This window comes from Flavobacterium aquatile LMG 4008 = ATCC 11947 (assembly GCF_000757385.1).
GTDB classification, from domain to species: Bacteria; Bacteroidota; Bacteroidia; order Flavobacteriales; family Flavobacteriaceae; genus Flavobacterium; species Flavobacterium aquatile.
This window is the reverse complement of record NZ_JRHH01000005.1, coordinates 324,666-342,278: the sequence shown is the minus strand read 5'-3', so window position 1 is coordinate 342,278 and position 17,613 is coordinate 324,666. Positions and strand designations below refer to the sequence as shown.

The window sequence follows — 17,613 nt, the reverse complement described above, 5'->3', positions numbered from 1 at the left end:
ACTAAACAGAAAATTCTTCATTATTCATATTTATTGCATTAAAACAAAAGTAACCATTAATTTATAATTTAAAAAATTGCTCATAGTTTAAAAAAAGTTTAAAAGCTAATTAAGAAATTCAAAATTCGCATTTTGTGAAAACTTGTATGAAAAGAAAATGCCCTAGCCCAGACAGAAGCGGCATCCTTTTTCTTTTTTCTTTAAAAAGAAAAAGATAGAGCGAATGGCTGGAAATAGCTTCAAAAAATAACAACCGTTCAAGTAAATCTAAAATATGTTTTATTACCTTTGCAAACGTTTTCGTAAAACGATATAAGTATAATGAGATTGCTTCGTGCCTCGCAATGACAAAACTATGAAACCAGATTTATTTCAAGCTCCAGATTATTATTTGTTAGACGATTTGCTAACAGAAGAACATAAATTAGTGCGCGATTCTGCTCGTGCATGGGTGAAACGTGAAGTATCGCCAATTATTGAAGACTACGCGCAACGTGCTGAATTCCCTAAACAAATTATAAAAGGTTTAGGCGAAATTGGTGGTTTTGGACCTTATATTCCAGAAGAATATGGTGGCGCAGGCTTAGATCAAATTTCTTATGGATTAATCATGCAAGAAATTGAAAGAGGTGATTCTGGTGTTCGTTCAACATCATCAGTTCAATCGTCTTTAGTAATGTATCCAATTTGGAAATTTGGAACCGAAGAACAACGTAAAAAATATTTACCAAAATTAGCAACTGGAGAATTCATGGGCTGTTTCGGATTGACAGAACCAGATCACGGTTCGAATCCAAGCGGAATGACTACAAACTTTAAAGATATGGGCGACCATTATTTATTGAATGGAGCCAAAATGTGGATTTCAAATGCGCCTTTTGCAGATGTTGCTGTAGTTTGGGCAAAAAATGAAGAAGGTAGAATTCACGGATTAATTGTTGAACGTGGCATGGAAGGTTTTACAACTCCAGAAACGCACAACAAATGGTCACTTCGTGCTTCTGCAACTGGAGAATTAATTTTTGATAATGTAAAAGTCCCAAAAGAGAACTTAATGCCAGGAAAATCTGGACTTGGTGCGCCAATGCAATGTTTGGATTCAGCTCGTTACGGAATCGCTTGGGGTGCAATTGGTGCTGCAATGGATTGTTATGACACGGCTTTGCGTTATGCAAAAGAAAGAATCCAATTTGACAAACCAATCGCTGGAACACAATTACAACAAAAGAAATTGGCAGAAATGATAACAGAAATCACTAAAGCACAATTACTTACTTGGAGATTGGGAGTTTTACGTAACGAAGGAAAAGCAACAACTGCTCAAATTTCGATGGCAAAAAGAAACAATGTTGATATGGCAATTCATATTGCTCGTGAAGCAAGACAAATTCTTGGCGGAATGGGAATTACAGGTGAATATTCTATCATGCGACACAGTATGAACTTAGAATCTGTTATTACTTACGAAGGTACACATGACATTCACTTGTTAATTACTGGTGCCGATATTACTGGAATTCCAGCGTTTAAATAATAGATTAAACAATAAATAAAATTGATATAAAAAGCTTCTCACATTCGAGGAGCTTTTTTACATTTGTATAGAATCAATACCAATCCAACAACCTCAATAAATTCGTATATACTTAAAAAAACTGCCATGAATATTGAAAAAATAAATACTAGTATTCAACCTCAAAAAGACCAATTATTACAGCATTCGCTTTATGAAAAAGTAAAAACTGTTGAAGATTTACACACTTTTTTAGAAAATCACGTCTTTGCCGTTTGGGATTTTATGTCGCTTTTAAAAGCACTTCAAGAAAAACTAACTTGCACAACAACACCTTGGTTACCAACCGGAAATCCAGAAACAAGATATTTAATAAACGAAATTGTTCTTGCAGAAGAAACCGATTTAACGCTTGACGGAAAACGCCTTTCGCATTTTGAAATGTACGTTGATGCTATGGAAGATTGTGGCGCAAACACCGCTCCAATTTTAGCGTTTCTAGAAAATGTAAATCTGACTAAAAATATATTTGTTTCTATTAAGAAAAGTGATTTGCATCCCAATGTAAAAGAATTTTTGAACTTCACATTTAGAATTATCGACGAGGGAAAACCCAATAAAATTTCAGCCGCTTTCACCTTCGGTAGAGAAGATTTAATTCCGAGTATGTTCACCGAAATTCTGCGTAATTTTCAAACTAATTTTCCAGAAACTAACCTAGACAAACTGGTTTATTATTTTGAAAGACACATCGAGCTAGATGCCGATGAACACGGACCGATGGCCATGAAAATGATTACAGAACTCTGCGGAACTAACGAAACGAAATGGAAAGAAATGCAAGAAGTTTCTATAGAAGCATTAGAAAAACGCATCGCACTTTGGAACGCTATCGAAGAACAAATTGTTGAAAAACTAGAATTAGTTTAAGAAGCAATTTCCAGCTATCCGTTTCAAGAAAACCGTGTAAAGCAACATTTTTCTACATAAAAAAAGAGCTTCTTAGGTCGCTTTTTTTTCTGTGAAAAAGTAGTTCCTTTACACCGTTTTGCTTTTCACTCCTATCTGGGCTAGGCTATAAAGTGGTAACAAATTTCTCTATTAAAAAAGCAATCGTAGCAAAACAATCGTATTTTTGAACAACATAATTATAAAGAATGTCATCACAAACACGATTATCACGCGCTTACAAAGAAGCCAAACGAATTCCGTTTAACAACACCGACAAGTTTATTTTGTTCAGTGATTGTCATCGCGGTGACTCCAGTTTTGCAGATGATTTTGCCAACAATAGAAATATTTATTTTCATGCATTAAATAACTATTTTAAAGAAAATTATCATTACATAGAACTTGGTGACGGCGACGAACTTTGGGAAAATTTATTTTTTAGAGACATCTTTGAAGCCAATAAAAACGTATATCTTTTAATGCAAAAATTCTTCAATCACAATCGTTTGCATTTAATATATGGAAATCACGATATGGTTTATCGAAATGAAAATATGATTAAAAAGAATTTGCACGAATATTTTGAAACCAAAGAAAACAAGAATGTTCCTTTTTTACCCAATGTTAAATTTCATGAAGGAATTGTATTAGAAAATATAGAAACCAAACAAGAATTATTTTTAACCCACGGTCATCAAGCCGATTTTATGAATTCTATTGGCTGGAAAATCAATCGGTTTTTAGTTCGAATTCTCTGGAAACCATTGCAAGTTTGGGGAATAAAAGATCCAACAAGTCCGGCGAAAAATTACATCGAATTAATAAAAGTAGAACGTAGAATAAAAAAATGGATTGCCGATAACGGAAATAAAATAACTATAACCGGTCACACACATCGACCACGATTTCCAAAACCGCAAGAAAATTTATTAAACTATTTCAATGATGGAAGTTGTGTGCATCCAAGAAGCATCACCGGAATTGAAATTGCCAACGGAAAAATGGCTTTAATAAAGTGGTTTATTGACACCAAGGAAGATGGCGTTTTACAAATTGTAAAAGAATATCTCGAAGGTCCAATTGAGTTAGATAAATACAAATCGTTATAAATGAAACTTCATTTTAAAATAGTATTTCTGGGTTTATTCTTCACATTATTTGGTTGTTCAAGTGAAAATCAATTGGTGAATTCTGACGGAAATCCGATAGAAATTCCAAGTCCAATAAACTATTTGGCACTTGGTGACAGTTATACAATTGGTCAAAGTGTTTGTGAAACCTGCCGATTTCCAATTCAGTTGCAAGACAGTTTAAAAAAATACTTGCCATCAAATAAAACAGTTTCAACAAAAATTATTGCCACAACAGGTTGGACAACAACAAATTTAAAAAACGCCATTGCATCACAAAATCCAGCAAATAATTATGATTTGGTTACCTTATTAATTGGTGTAAACAATCAATATCAAAACAAACCTTTTAGTCTATACGAACAAGAATTTCCAGAATTGGTAAACATCGCAATCACAAAAGCTAAAGGAATAAAAGCAAATGTAATTGTAGTTTCAATTCCAGACTATGCTTATACACCTTTTGGAAACGGAAACGCCACCATTTCAACTCAAATTGACACTTACAATGCTTTTGCAGAAAATTATTGTATTGAAAACAATATCACTTTTATAAACATTACAGACATCACAAGACAAGGATTATCGCAACCCAATTTGGTCGCCAACGATGGTTTACATCCTTCAGAAATCGCTTACACTAAATTTGTTGATCGAATTTCACCGAGAGCAAAAGTGATTTTAGGGTTATAAAAAAAGCGAAAATTTCTTTTCGCTTGTCTATTATTGTTCTGGTGCAATTTCAAGTTCTAATCCATCAATATCTTCAGTGATTCGAATTTGACAACCAAGTCTAGAATTTTCTTTTACGTGGTAAGCTTCCCAAAGCATGGCTTCTTCATCTGGATTTCGTTCTAACGATATTACATCGTTTAAAACATAACACTGACACGACGCGCACATTGCCATTCCGCCACAAACTCCAACGGTTCCTTCTTCGGCTAATTCATACATTCTAATAACTTCCATGACATTTAAATTCATGTCTGTTGGCGCTTGAATTTCGTGAGTTTGTCCGTTTCGGTCTGTTATTTTTAAGGTAATATCTTGAGGCATTATTCTATTGATTTTACAACTGCTTTCTCTGATTCTTTTCTAGTTCCGTCAAATCCGTCAACTCCAGAAACTGTTGTGTATTTTAGCACATATCTTTTTCCCGGATTGATTCTGTTGTAAACACTTTGACACATCAATGTAGCTTCATGGAAACCACACAAAATTAATTTCAATTTTCCTGGATAGGTATTTACGTCACCAATAGCATAAATTCCGTCTATGTTCGTTTGATAATCTAGTGCGTTGTTTACTTTGATTGCGTTTTTTTCTATTTCTAAACCCCAATTTGCAATAGCTCCTAATTTTGGTGTCAATCCGAAAAGCGGAATGAAATAATCAGCTACAACATTCATTCGTGCGCCATTGATTTCAATATCTACCGATTCAATTCTTTCTGCCCCTTTAAAACCAATAACTTCTGCTGGAGTAATTAATTTTATTTTACCCGATTTTTTTAATTCCTGAACTTTTTCTACCGAATCTAAAGCACCGCGAAATTCGTTTCTTCTGTGCACCAAAGTTACTGAAGCAGCAACATTTGATAGAAAAACAGACCAATCTAAAGCAGAATCACCTCCGCCAGAAATTACGATATTTTTTCCTCTGTATTTTTCTGGATCTTTCACAAAATAATCTACACCGCGATCTTCTTTTTCGTAAAATTCAATGTCTTTTAAAATAGGTTTTCTAGGTTCGAATGTTCCTAAACCACCAGCAATTGCAACTGCTTTTGCATGGTGTTTTACACCTTCATTTGTAGTAACTATAAAAGTTCCATCTTCAAGTTTATCAATGGTTTCGGCAGTTTGACCAAGCGTAAATCCTGGTTGAAATTGCTTTATTTGTTCCATTAAATTCGTTACTAAATCTCCTGCTAAAACTTCGGGATAACCTGGAATATCAAAGATTGGTTTCTTTGGATAAAGTTCGGCTAATTGTCCTCCAGGCTGCGGAAGAGCGTCAATAATATGACATTTTAATTGTAATAATCCTGCTTCAAAAACGGTGAATAAACCGGTTGGTCCAGCACCAATTATAAGTATATCTGTTTCAATCATTTTTATAAATTGTTGAATCGTTGTTATGCAACGATTTTACTAATGATGCAAAGTTGTAAAAATTGTATCTTTAATTATATGATATTTGTCAGTTTGAGGTTGCGTTAGGGATAGAGCCGATATCCTTTTGTGGAACGTTAGTGGAACAAAAGATAAAGGCGAAAGCCCGACCTGAAAGGTAACGCCCAAACATTCGACATGTGAAAAATTCGGGATAATTTGGCTTTAAATAATATTTTCTACGGTTTCAATTTGTGGTGCATATTTTTTTATGGTAGTTTCAACGCCAGCTTTCATTGTGCTGATGCTTAAACTACATGACGTGCACGCGCCTTGAAGACGAACTTTTACGTGCTTTTCATCATCAATAGAAACCAAGCTGATATCGCCACCGTCAGAATTCAAGAATGGTCTGATTTCTTCGAGTGCTTTCTCAACATTTAATGTTAATTCTTCGTGTGTCATAATTTTTAGTATTCAGTGTTCAGTTTACAGTGTTCAGTTATTGATGTAAACCGAATACTATTTTTTTACAGCAGAACATCCTGCCATTGTTGTTATTTTGATGGCTTCGGTTGGAGCAAGATTTTCGTTTCTGTTCACTACTTCTTGTACCACATTTCTAGCTATTTCTTCGTAAATTTTTTCTAATGGTGAAGCGGTTTGCAATGCTGCTGGACGACCATAATCGCCAGCTTCACGAATGCTTTGCACCAATGGAACTTCTCCTAAAAATGGCACTTGTAAATCTTCAGCAAGATTTTTAGCTCCTTCTTTTCCGAAGATGTAATATTTGTTATTTGGTAATTCTTCTGGTGTAAAATACGCCATGTTTTCTATAATTCCTAAAACTGGAACGTTGATTGCTTCTGATAAAAACATGGAAACTCCTTTTTTAGCATCGGCTAATGCAACGGCTTGAGGTGTACTTACGACAACCGCACCAGTAATTGGCAACGACTGCATAATTGATAAATGAATATCGCCTGTTCCTGGAGGCAAATCGATTAACATGAAGTCTAATTCTCCCCAATCGGCATCGAAAATCATTTGGTTTAACGCTTTTGAAGCCATCGGTCCACGCCAAATAACGGCCTGACTTGGAGAAGTGAAAAATCCGATAGAAAGTAATTTTATTTCATAACTTTCAATCGGTTTCATTTTTGATTTTCCGTTCACTTCTATAGAAATTGGTTTTTCGTTTTCAACATCAAACATTATTGGCATACTTGGACCGTAAATATCCGCATCAAGAACACCTACTTTGAATCCCATTTTGGCTAAAGTAACTGCTAAATTTGCTGTAGTTGTAGATTTTCCAACACCGCCTTTTCCTGAAGCAACGGCAATAATATTGCTAATTCCAGGTATAGATTTTCCTTTAATTTCGTTTGGATTTTCTTTAGCTTCGACTTTGATGTTAACTTTTACTATAGCATCTGGAGAAAATTGTTCGTGAATTAGTTTTTTAATATCATCTTCGGCACGTTTTTTAATATGCATTGCCGGAGTTGCAATCATCAAATCTACAGTAACCTCATCGCCAAAAATAAGTACGTTTTTTACCGCGCCACTTTCTACCATATTTTTTCCTTCGCCAGCAATAGTAATTGTTTCTAATGCTTTTAGGATTTCTTTTCTATCTAACTTCATTATCAATGTTTTATATAAATTTCAATCTTTTTATTCAGACTGATTTTAGATTACAAAGATATAAAGAAGTTTAGGAGTTTAAAAGTTTAAAGGTTTAAAGTTTTGTTATAGTCAAATAGTTATAACCTATTATTTTGAATCAAGTTGATTTTGAAATTGGTGTATTCTATTTGTAAGGTATTTTTTAAAACATCATATTCTGACGAAAGCAATTGATTTTTCACCGATGAAAGTGATATTGACTCGATTTTTCCTGATAGAAATTTGGATTGAGTTGTTGAAAATGAAGCTTTTGCATAGGTTAGCGTTTCTTCAAATTTATTTTGAAGTTGCAAATAATTCTGTTGATTTTGTTTTTCTAATGCAATTTGATTTTCAATTTTTTGTTGTTCTTGACTGATGATGAGTTTGTTTTTTTCGGTTTCGATTTTGGCTGCAACATTCTTTTTATTGTTTCGAAATCCGTTGAAAATTGGCACACTTAATTGAATTCCCACTTGCTGGTTTTTATTGTCTCCAATTTGATTACTAAAACTGGCAACATTAGCGTTAGATTGATTTAATGGCTTGTAATAAAAACTCGAAATTGAGTAAAAGGTTGATAAAATAGGCAAATTATTTGCTCTTTGACTGCTTAATTCCTTCAAACTAATTTTGTAATTTAGTTCGGCTGATTTAATTTTTGGATTGGAAATTTCAGTCGATACTGTTGTGATTTCGTCAGATGAATTGGAAACTAAAACCACTTCGGAAATTGAAACATCAGCAATATTCATCAATTGAAATAGTTGCATTTTTTGAATAGTGTACAATTGCTCTGTTTCTAAAATTCGTTTTTCTTCTTGAGCAAAACTTAATTGTACGTCGTATAAATCGCTTTTGGGTTTGCTGCCAATTTCGACTTCTTTTGAAATTCTGTCCAAATTAAAAACCGCATTTTTGAATTGTTCGCGTTGAATTTTTAATAATTCTTGAGTAAAAAGTGCTTGATAATAACTATCTAAAAGTTGTAATTTATATTCGTTTTCAATTACTTCTTTATCAGCTTTGGCTTTTTCGATATCGATTTTATTTTTCTGAGCATTGGCAATCGCATTAAAATCGATTAAATTCATATTGGCATTGATAAAAAAATTATCGTATTGAATATTTGAACTTACCCGACCGTTTGTTGATGGATCAATAGTGGAACCAAAGTTATACGATTGATTTCCGTTGAAACTAACGTTTGGCAACAATTGATTCCAAACAGAATTTCTACTTTTTTCAACTCGTTTTACTTCGAGTTGGCGAATTTTTATTTCGATATTGTTTTCTAATGCTTTATCGATGCATTTTTGCAACGGCCAAGAAGTTTCCTGACCGTTAGCAAAATTGCTTAAGATTATTAAAAACAAAGTCAAAATTATTTTTACTAAACAATTCATTTTGGAATTTATTTATTCGTATTTTAAATATTTTAATACTTCAACTTGTGTCGCTTGATAAGCTCTTGATAAAACAACTACCAACGTTAATATCAATAAAACAACAAATCCAATAATGAATGGAATTATAGAAATATCAATTCTGAAAGCAAAATTTTCTAACCATAAATTGAGTAAATAGTACACTGGAAACAATGCAATTAAAAACCCGATTACGCAAAAAACGATGTATTGTTTTGATAATTCTTTAAGTAAAACATTGGTTTCTGCTCCAAGAGTCTTTCTAATAGCAATTTCTTTCATTCGTCTTTGGATAGAAAAAGATGCTAATGAGAATAATCCGAAAAGCGCAATTAAAATTACAATTACGTTTAGTAATGAAAATAAATTCTTTTGTTTTACGTAGGTTTCATAAGTTCGAGCATATTCTTTATCGACAAAATCATACTGAAAAGGATAATCGGTATCGACATTTTTAACCCAGAATTTTTCAATATCGGCAATAGTTTGTTCCATGTTTTCGCCCTTTACTTTCACGTGGATTTTGCTAGCATTTTGCAACATCCAATCCACAGTTTTGAAGTGAAAAAACACCATTGGTGGTACTTTGTCTTGTGGTCCGAATAAATTAAAATCTTTAACAACACCAATAATTTTTAACTTATTTTCATTCCAATTTACTTCTTTTCCTATCGGATTTTTTTCACCCATTTCTTTCAAAGCCGTTTCGTTTACCAACATTGAATTAATTGTATCAGATGCAAATTTTTCGGATAAACTTCGTCCTTCTTTGATTTGGATCTGCATCATTTCTAACATTCCAAAATCGACTGCCATATTTCTACCTTGAATGTTGTGGCTGTTTTTATAAGTAAATCCAGTCGTTGATCCATTTGACGAACCAAAACTAAAAGCTCCAGTTGCCACTTGCTCAACTCCATTAATTTTAGAGATTTCAGTTTTAATCATATTGTATCGATTGTAGACTTTTTTCTTGTAATTGTCTTCCTTCCAATTGTATTTATTTCGGTAAGAAATCGATAGCACTTGGTCGCCTTTAAATCCTAAATCTTTGGTTGAAATGTATTTTATTTGCTCATAAACAATGTATGAACCGATGATAAAAAAAGTAGCAATTGCAAATTGAAGAATCAACATTCCGTTGCGCAACCAAACACCACTTTTGCTTCTTCCGAAATTACCTTTTAGCACTTTTAAAGTTTCAAAATTAGATACATAAACAGCTGGAAAAATTCCGGCAACGACTATTGTAATGATAAAAATTAATACCAATTGTAAGTAAAATTGACTTCCGAAAATAACTAGTTTTTTTCCGAGAAATTCATTGTAATAAGGCAATGATAACTCAACAATTACTAAAGCTAACAAAATTGAAAACGTAGTTATTAGAATAGTTTCAAATATAAATTGTTTGATTATATTAGATTTTGATGCGCCAATAATCTTTCGAACACCAACTTCTTTAGCACGTTTAATAGCATTTGCAGTAGCGAGATTGATGTAGTTTACAATTGACAAAATCAAAATTAAAACAGATAAGCCAACCATAATTAACAGAAACTGATAATTTCCTTTTCCTTCGGCATATCCATCAGTAATTGAATGTAATCTTGCATCTTTTATTGGTTCGAGAATTACTTTTAAATCATCGCCTCCATTTTTTTTCAGCCATTCTTCAATTGTAATTCCTTCCGATTTTGCCCATTTTACAATTCGGTTTTCAAACATTAATTTTTGAATCTTGGCAATCACTTTCTCCTTATCGCCTGGATTTTTTAATTTTAACATCAATCCAAAACTGAAATTTCCCCAATTTTCTTTTTCTGCCAAAAGTCTGTTATCTATTAAATTAGTAACAGCATTAGGTTGCATTGACGATTTTCCTGGAACTACATAAACGCCTCGAACTACCAATTTTTTACCGGAATAGGTAACAATTTTTCCCATTGGATTTTCGGTTCCAAACAACCTTTCTGCAACAGCTTTTGAAATTGCAATACTCGTATTATCTTTCAAAGCCGTTTTCGCATTTCCATGTATAAAATCAAAAGGAAACATTTCGAAAAAGTTTCTTTGAGCATCAGTGATTTTAAGAATTTCCTTCTTGTTTTTGTATTGAACAATCTCTTCGTAATACCAATTATCCATATAGCAATACGACTCAATTTCGTTGAAATCTGTTTTCAAATGTGCTTCCAATGGCGCCACATTACTCGCCCAATAATCGGTTGCGCTTACTCTATTTATAACTTGAAAAACCCTTTCTTTGTTAGGATTCCAATCGTTGTAGCTGTGTTCGTCGTTCCAATAAAGAATGGCAAAAATCAATCCTGCAATTCCAATACTCAATCCCAAAACATTCAAAGCCGTGAAAAGCTTGTTGTTTTTGATGTGGTATAAAAATATGTTTATCCAATTTCTAAGCATGATTTTATTCGTTTTTTGATGATGATGATTTTAAGAGACAAAAACGTCTACATTTCTATTATTTTTTTTCTCCGAAAGTATGATTCCGTCTTTCATGAAAATGGTTCTTTGCGAAAATGATGCATCATAATCGGAGTGTGTTACCATTAAAATCGTACTTCCTTGTGCATGCAAATCGGTTAACAATTCCATTACTTCGTTTCCGTTTTTACTGTCAAGATTTCCTGTTGGTTCATCTGCAAGAATGATTTTTGGATCATTAATTAACGCTCTTGCAACGGCTACACGTTGTTGTTGTCCACCAGAAAGTTGTTGTGGATAATGTTTCAATCGATGTGAAATCCCCAATCGTTCTGCAATAACTTCTACTTTTTTCTTTCTTTCAGAAGAGGAAACGTTATTGTAAATAAGTGGCAATTCGATGTTATCATAAACAGAAAGTTCGTCAATTAGATTAAAATTTTGGAAGATGAACCCAATATTTTGTTTTCTAACTTTCGATTTTTCTTGTTCTTTTAAACCAATCATTTCCTGATTTAAAAGTTCATAATTTCCGCTAGACGCACCATCTAAAAGACCAACAATATTTAAAAGTGTTGATTTTCCGCTTCCTGATGCGCCCATAATGGTAACAAATTCGCCTTGATTGATTGTGATTGAAACTTCGTTAAGTGCTTTAGTTTCTACTTCTTCGGTTCTAAAAACTTTAGAAAGATTGTTGATTTTTATCATGATTGTTCATTTTTTGATTTATGATTTTTGAAATTTATTTGTAGTTTTTTACTACACAGATTTTAGAAATTTGAGAAATTCTTAAAATTGTTTTTTTTAAAACTTTAAAGTTGTTATTTAAAATTGACTTTTGAAGTTGATTTTTGAAGTTGATTTTTGAAATTGACTTTATAACTTCCTTTTGCATTTTTACCTGTAAAGTACAAACGGTACTTTTTTCCTTTTTCGAGCGTGATATCTTTGAGAACTTCACACTGCTTACTAGTTTTACAATAAAAATAAGTTTGATCTTCTTCATCAATTAATTTTACTTCTAAGTTACCCGCTTTAACTTTTGCAAAACTCTCAAAACTGACCAAAGTGGTTTCATCAACTTCTAAAAACACATAACTAGAACCATCAAAATTGGAGAATGATGCTTTTGTAAAATCGTCACCATTGGAATTGCTCCATTTCTTGTCTTTTACTCCGTCAACAAAATGTGTCCCATTTGATTTAATGTTTTGAGCGTTTAAAATAGCTGAAAACAATACTACTAAAATTGATAATTTTCTCATAATTTTTTGTCTTTATTCTTAATACTCCAATCTTACAACTTACTACTCTAAATTTAAAACTGCTACTTCCTTATAATCTTTATATGATGATGTAATCACTTTTTCACCAACTTTTAATCCGTCTAAAACTTCATAATACAGCGGATTTTCTCTTCCTAATTTTATTGTTCTTCGTTCGGCTTTGTTTCCTTTTACTACAAATATCCATTTTCCTGCGGTTTCTTGATTAAAACTTCCTTTGGAAAGTAATGTTGATTTCGTTTTTTCGGATAAATTTAATCGAACGCTAAAACTTAATCCTTGTTGTAAGTCGATGTTTTCTGCTGAAGCAAAATTCAATTCCACCTGAAACTGACCACTTTTTATTTCTTTAATAATTTTTACAATTTCAATGTCTAATGGTTTTCCGTTGAATTCTACCGTTCCTTTTTGATTCATTTTAATTTTATCCAAATAGAATTCATCAACGTCGGCAACCAATTTATAACCTTTCATAACATCAATTGTTCCAATACTTACGCCTTGTGTGTAGGTTTTTCCTAGAATAGGCTCAAAAGATGAAAGTCTTCCCGATTGTGGTGCTGTGATTAGAAAATTCTTTTTGTTGCTTCTTAAAATCGACAAACTTTTATCCATTATAGCAATAGATTGATTAAGTTGCCCAATTTGAATCTGATTCGCTTGTTTTTCTTTGGTCACACTTTGCTTGATGATGTTCATTCGCTCTTTTTGAAATCTGAAATTCTCTTGTGTAATTTGCCATTCATTTTTAGCCAAGATTTCTTGATCAAATAGTTTTTTGTTCAAATCATACAAATTTTTGGCATCCAAATAATCGTGTTCAATCGAAATTAAATCTTTGGCAAGACTGAGTTCTTGATTTCTCAAATCGAGTTTGGCTTTGTTCAAATTATTTATTTGTTCGATAATCGAAGTTTCTTGTTGCATGTAGTTCAACTCCGAATTTGGATTGTACAATCTCGCTAATGGTTGGCCTTTCACAACCATATCACCGTTGCCAACAAATATTTCTTGAACTGCGCCACCTTCAATAATATTGACCAACATCGAATTCATTGGTTCAACTTGTGCTTGAAAAACTAAAAAATCTTCAAAGAAACCTTCTTCAACCGTTTTTATTGTTATTTCTTCCTTTTTTATATTCAAACTTCTTTTTTTAGTAACCGATGTGAAAATAAAGTATCCTAATATCAAAAAGATAGGCAAAGCCATAATTAGATACTTTTTTTTGTTAGTTTTGTGAGTGATGACGGTGTCCATTAGTATTATTTTGATGATGATATAAGCAATTTTGTGCCAAGAACTTAAAATTCATAACTTACTGACTATTAAAGCATTTATGAATTTATTGTTTTTCCAAAATGTTCATAATCGAACACCTTTTGTACGAAACCGAACAGTGAAACTGAAACAAATTCAGATTAAATGAAAAAAACGCAAGCCAACATACTAGTAATTGATGATCAAGAAGACATTCTTTTTGCAGCAAAAATGCTTTTGAAGAAACATTTTGAAACAATTCACACATTAAATAATCCTAAAAACGTGGTGAAATTGTTGGCAGAAAATCCGATTGATGTGGTTTTATTGGATATGAATTACCGAATTGGTTTTGAAGATGGACGCGAAGGTTTGTATCTTTTGAAAGAAATAAAAACGCTTTCGCCCAAAACCATTGTGATTTTAATGACTGCTTTTGGAAAAGTAGAAACTGCAGTTGAAGGTTTAAAAAATGGCGCTTTTGATTATGTTTTAAAACCTTGGGAGAACGAAAAATTAGTGTCAGTTGTAAAACAAGCCGTTGATGAATCTCGAAAACAACAGAAAAAAATCGATAAAAAAGTTGTTGACTCGTTTTTTATTGGGAATTCTGAAACCATAAAAAAAGCCTATTCACTTGCTGATAAAGTGGCTAAAACTGATGCGAATGTTTTGATTTTGGGAGAAAATGGAACAGGGAAATATGTAATGGCAAATTATATTCACCAACAATCTGAACGAAGAAACAATACTTTTATGGCTGTCGATTTGGGTGCGTTGAGCGATTTCATTTTTGAAAGCGAACTTTTTGGTTATGCAAAAGGTGCTTTTACTGATGCCAAAAATGACACAGCTGGAAGATTTGAAATGGCGCAAAACGGAACTATTTTTCTTGACGAAATAGGTAATGTTCCGTTGCATTTACAATCAAAATTGTTGCAAGTAATTCAAACGAAAACTGTTACACGATTGGGCGAATCTAAGCCAAGACCATTAAATGTTAGAATTATTACTGCGACGAATTTGAATTTGAAACAAGAAGTTTTTCAAAAAACATTCCGAGAAGATTTGTATTATCGAATTAATACGATGGAAATTATTTTGCCGCCACTTCGAGAACGAAAAGAAGATAAAATTCCGTTGGCACAATTTTTATTGGAGAAAATGATTGATAAATATGATAGAAACGAAATTGTTTTTGACGAAATTGCTTTAACAAAAATGGAGCAACACGCTTGGAACGGAAATATTCGTGAGATGGAAAACAGAATTGAACGTGCTATCATTTTGTGTGACAACAATTCTATTTCGGCATCCGATTTAGATTTGGACGAAATCACTTCTTATGATGCATCTCAGGACGATTTACAACTTTCGGAAATTGAAAAAAATACTATCGAAAAAGTATTAGCAAAAAACAATCAAAACATTAGTAAATCTGCGGAAGAACTGGGTTTATCGAGAGCTTCTTTATATCGAAGAATGGAAAAATATAATATTAGTAATGAGTAATATGTTTCAATCTTTAAAAATTTACAACCAACTTTTCATCCGATTACTTGCGATTGTTCTTGGTGTTGGAGCAAGCTTTTATTTGCTTCAAAAAGGATTGATTTACACTTCTATATTTACTTTCTTTATAATTATTTTACTGTTTATTGAATTGTATTTTTATATTAAAAACGCGTTTCTGCTTTACGATAAAACCATTGAAGCCATTTTACAAAATGATTTTTCTGCCGATTTTTCAAGACATAAATCGTTTAAAAATTATGAGAGTTTATTTAAATTATTCAACAATTTGAAGCAAAAACAAAACGATCAAATTTCTAAAGACATCATTTATCAATCTATTTTAAATAATATTGAAACCGGAATATTAATTCTGAAAAAAGAAGAAAACGATTGGTCTATTTTTTTGATGAACGATTATTTTTCAAAACATTTTACGGTTCCAAAAGTGTCAAAATGGAGTTATTTGAGGAATCAATTGCCATCACTTTGTGGGATTATTGAAGAGCAAAATTTTGAAGAAATTAAAACATCATTACAAATTAGAGTCAACAACCAAGACACACAAACCTTTGTAATGCAATCTTCAAGAAGCAAAACATTAAATCAAGAGTATTACATTGTTTTATTAGATTCAATTCAAAAAGTAGTTGAAAAGAAAGAAAAAGAAGCTTGGATAAATTTGATGAAAGTCATTTCGCACGAGTTGTTGAATTCGCTTACGCCCATTCGTTCGCTTTCGCAAAATTTACACGAATTGGTACAACAAGAAACGCTTTCGCAAGAAGATTTGGAAGATATGAAACAAAGTGTTGCCACGATGCTCAATCGTAGTGATCATTTACAACAGTTTGTAGAAAGTTACAGAAAGCTAGCTATGTTGCCTTCGCCCAAAAAAGAAAAGGTAGAATTATCGCAACTTATTGCAGAAAGTTTACAGATAATGGCACCACTTTTTAAACAAGAAAAAATACAAATTAGCAACAAAATCTCTTTTAAAAGATGGCTCGAAATTGACAAAAAGCAAATAGAACAAGTACTTATTAATTTGCTAACCAACAGTATTTATGCGCTTTCTGAAAGAAAAGAAAAACAAATTACAATAACTGCTGAAGTAAAAGAAAAACGCGTTTTCATCACTATCACCGATACAGGAATTGGAATTGATACCGAAATTAAAGACAAGATTTTCTTACCGTTTTTTACCACAAGAAAAGAAGGCGCAGGAATTGGACTGACTTTATCTAAAAGCATTGTTGAAGCGCATGGAGGTTATTTGGCATTTCAAAACGAAGATAATAAAACGAGTTTTGTGATTTGTTTGGTGGAGTAATTACAACTTCATTTCAGGCACCCAAAAATATTTCTCAAAATCTACAATCTGATTATCAACAACTTCAACTCCTTCGTTTTCTAAAAGTTGTTGCATTAAATTAGTTCCGTCAAAATGATGTTTGCCCGAAAGTAATCCTTTTCTATTCACAACCCGATGTGCAGGAACATCTTCACGATTATGACTGGCGTTCATTGCCCAACCGACCATTCTTGCTGATCGAGCTGTTCCCAAAGCTTTGGCAATTGCTCCGTAAGAAGTTACTCTTCCGAAGGGAATTTGTCGCGCAATTTCATAAACGCGTTCAAAGAAATTTTCTTCCATTAGAAATGAAATTGTATCACATTATACAAAGTTAATAAGGCAACAATTGCAGTGATAATTCCTATAATTGTATTCATGTTTTGCATAAAATAATCGGCTTTACTTTTCATTTTATTAAAAAACAAAACATACAAATAAAACACAAAAAACGAACCTAAAACCGCGCCAATCACCAAACTACATATAGACGAAGGTGTGAAATCGAAAATGTTAAACGACGCCAATGTCACACTCACAAAAACATAATACGGAATTGGAAAAAAATTTATGGCAGAAATCAGCATTCCCATAAAAAAACGGCTTCTTTTACTTTTCAAGTGCAAAGAATCTTCCGATTTTAATTTGGGTTTTTTAGCAAAAAATAAAAAATAAATGGATAATAAGGAGAATATCACCAACCCAATTTCGCGAAGTAAAACCACAATTTCTTTGTGATTGTTTATGTATTGAGCGAAGATTACAGAAATGTAGGTTTGAACAAAAATTACAACCAACGCGCCCAATACAAAAACCATAGCGCGTTTTCTTCCGTCTACCAAACTCACTTTGGCTGCTGTCAAATTAATTAATCCTGGCGGAATAATACCAATCACGGCAGCAACAAATCCCGATAAAAGCGGAAGGACAATGTTCATAAA

General features: G+C 32.5%; 17 protein-coding genes. 6 read left to right on the top strand and 11 right to left on the bottom strand.

All coding sequences use genetic code 11. From position 1 onward, the window contains the following. The first annotated feature begins 355 nt into the window (after positions 1 to 355). The 4 genes from LG45_RS13415 to LG45_RS13400 all read left to right on the top strand — a co-directional run bounded on the left by LG45_RS13415 (position 356) and on the right by LG45_RS13400 (position 4,287). Entirely contained in the window at positions 356 to 1,534 is a 1,179-nt protein-coding gene (locus tag LG45_RS13415) for an acyl-CoA dehydrogenase family protein (RefSeq protein WP_035128011.1), read from the top strand. Positions 1,535 to 1,660: 126 nt separating this feature from the next. Continuing rightward, positions 1,661 to 2,443 carry a DUF3050 domain-containing protein gene (locus tag LG45_RS13410; RefSeq protein WP_035128009.1) on the top strand — a complete coding sequence of 261 codons (783 nt, stop codon included), beginning with the start codon at positions 1,661 to 1,663 and terminating at the stop codon, positions 2,441 to 2,443. A 227-nt stretch (positions 2,444 to 2,670) separates the two neighbouring features. Continuing rightward, positions 2,671 to 3,573, top strand: coding sequence for a metallophosphoesterase (locus LG45_RS13405; protein ID WP_035128007.1), 903 nt, complete (start codon positions 2,671 to 2,673; stop codon positions 3,571 to 3,573). After that, positions 3,574 to 4,287, top strand: coding sequence for an SGNH/GDSL hydrolase family protein (locus LG45_RS13400; RefSeq protein WP_035128006.1), 714 nt, complete (start codon positions 3,574 to 3,576; stop codon positions 4,285 to 4,287). A gap of 30 nt (positions 4,288 to 4,317) precedes the next feature. Here the strand turns inward: LG45_RS13400 and LG45_RS13395 are convergent, their stop codons facing one another. The 9 genes from LG45_RS13395 to LG45_RS13355 form a co-directional block, all read right to left on the bottom strand. Continuing rightward, complete coding sequence (locus LG45_RS13395; RefSeq protein ID WP_035128003.1) at positions 4,318 to 4,650, bottom strand: 2Fe-2S iron-sulfur cluster-binding family protein; 333 nt, start codon at positions 4,648 to 4,650, stop codon at positions 4,318 to 4,320. Beyond that, the gene (locus LG45_RS13390; RefSeq protein WP_035128002.1) at positions 4,650 to 5,708 is read right to left on the bottom strand and encodes an NAD(P)/FAD-dependent oxidoreductase; all 1,059 of its coding nucleotides are present in this window, start codon (positions 5,706 to 5,708) and stop codon (positions 4,650 to 4,652) included. The genes LG45_RS13395 and LG45_RS13390 overlap by 1 nt, the downstream gene beginning before the upstream one ends. Before the next feature lie 225 nt (positions 5,709 to 5,933). Beyond that, complete coding sequence (locus tag LG45_RS13385; protein WP_035128000.1) at positions 5,934 to 6,173, bottom strand: NifU family protein; 240 nt, start codon at positions 6,171 to 6,173, stop codon at positions 5,934 to 5,936. Between the two features lie 57 nt (positions 6,174 to 6,230). Then, on the bottom strand, positions 6,231 to 7,361 hold the full coding sequence (locus LG45_RS13380; protein ID WP_035127999.1) for an Mrp/NBP35 family ATP-binding protein: 1,131 nt from the start codon (positions 7,359 to 7,361) through the stop codon (positions 6,231 to 6,233). 119 nt (positions 7,362 to 7,480) lie between these two features. Next, entirely contained in the window at positions 7,481 to 8,788 is a 1,308-nt protein-coding gene (locus LG45_RS13375) for a TolC family protein (RefSeq protein ID WP_035127997.1), read from the bottom strand. A 12-nt stretch (positions 8,789 to 8,800) separates the two neighbouring features. Further along, complete coding sequence (locus LG45_RS13370; RefSeq protein WP_035127995.1) at positions 8,801 to 11,236, bottom strand: ABC transporter permease; 2,436 nt, start codon at positions 11,234 to 11,236, stop codon at positions 8,801 to 8,803. Between the two features lie 30 nt (positions 11,237 to 11,266). Then, positions 11,267 to 11,968: an ABC transporter ATP-binding protein gene (locus tag LG45_RS13365; protein WP_035127994.1), complete on the bottom strand. Its 702-nt coding sequence runs from the start codon at positions 11,966 to 11,968 to the stop codon at positions 11,267 to 11,269. Positions 11,969 to 12,081: 113 nt separating this feature from the next. After that, positions 12,082 to 12,525 carry a hypothetical protein gene (locus LG45_RS13360; protein WP_035127992.1) on the bottom strand — a complete coding sequence of 148 codons (444 nt, stop codon included), beginning with the start codon at positions 12,523 to 12,525 and terminating at the stop codon, positions 12,082 to 12,084. A gap of 42 nt (positions 12,526 to 12,567) precedes the next feature. After that, complete coding sequence (locus LG45_RS13355) at positions 12,568 to 13,806, bottom strand: efflux RND transporter periplasmic adaptor subunit (protein WP_165570807.1); 1,239 nt, start codon at positions 13,804 to 13,806, stop codon at positions 12,568 to 12,570. Positions 13,807 to 13,971: 165 nt separating this feature from the next. Here LG45_RS13355 and LG45_RS13350 point away from each other — a divergent pair, with 165 nt between their 5' ends. Together LG45_RS13350 and LG45_RS13345 are read left to right on the top strand one after the other, a co-directional pair. After that, complete coding sequence (locus tag LG45_RS13350; protein ID WP_035127988.1) at positions 13,972 to 15,318, top strand: sigma-54-dependent transcriptional regulator; 1,347 nt, start codon at positions 13,972 to 13,974, stop codon at positions 15,316 to 15,318. Further along, the gene (locus LG45_RS13345; protein WP_307725775.1) at positions 15,311 to 16,651 is read left to right on the top strand and encodes a sensor histidine kinase; all 1,341 of its coding nucleotides are present in this window, start codon (positions 15,311 to 15,313) and stop codon (positions 16,649 to 16,651) included. The genes LG45_RS13350 and LG45_RS13345 overlap by 8 nt, the downstream gene beginning before the upstream one ends. Here LG45_RS13345 and LG45_RS13340 read toward each other — a convergent pair whose 3' ends face one another. After that, positions 16,652 to 16,975, bottom strand: a complete 324-nt coding sequence (locus LG45_RS13340; RefSeq protein WP_035127987.1) for an MGMT family protein — start codon at positions 16,973 to 16,975, stop codon at positions 16,652 to 16,654. Beyond that, positions 16,975 to 17,610, bottom strand: coding sequence for a LysE family translocator (locus tag LG45_RS13335; protein ID WP_035127986.1), 636 nt, complete (start codon positions 17,608 to 17,610; stop codon positions 16,975 to 16,977). Before LG45_RS13335 ends, LG45_RS13340 begins: the two co-directional genes overlap by 1 nt. Positions 17,611 to 17,613 lie beyond the last annotated feature (3 nt).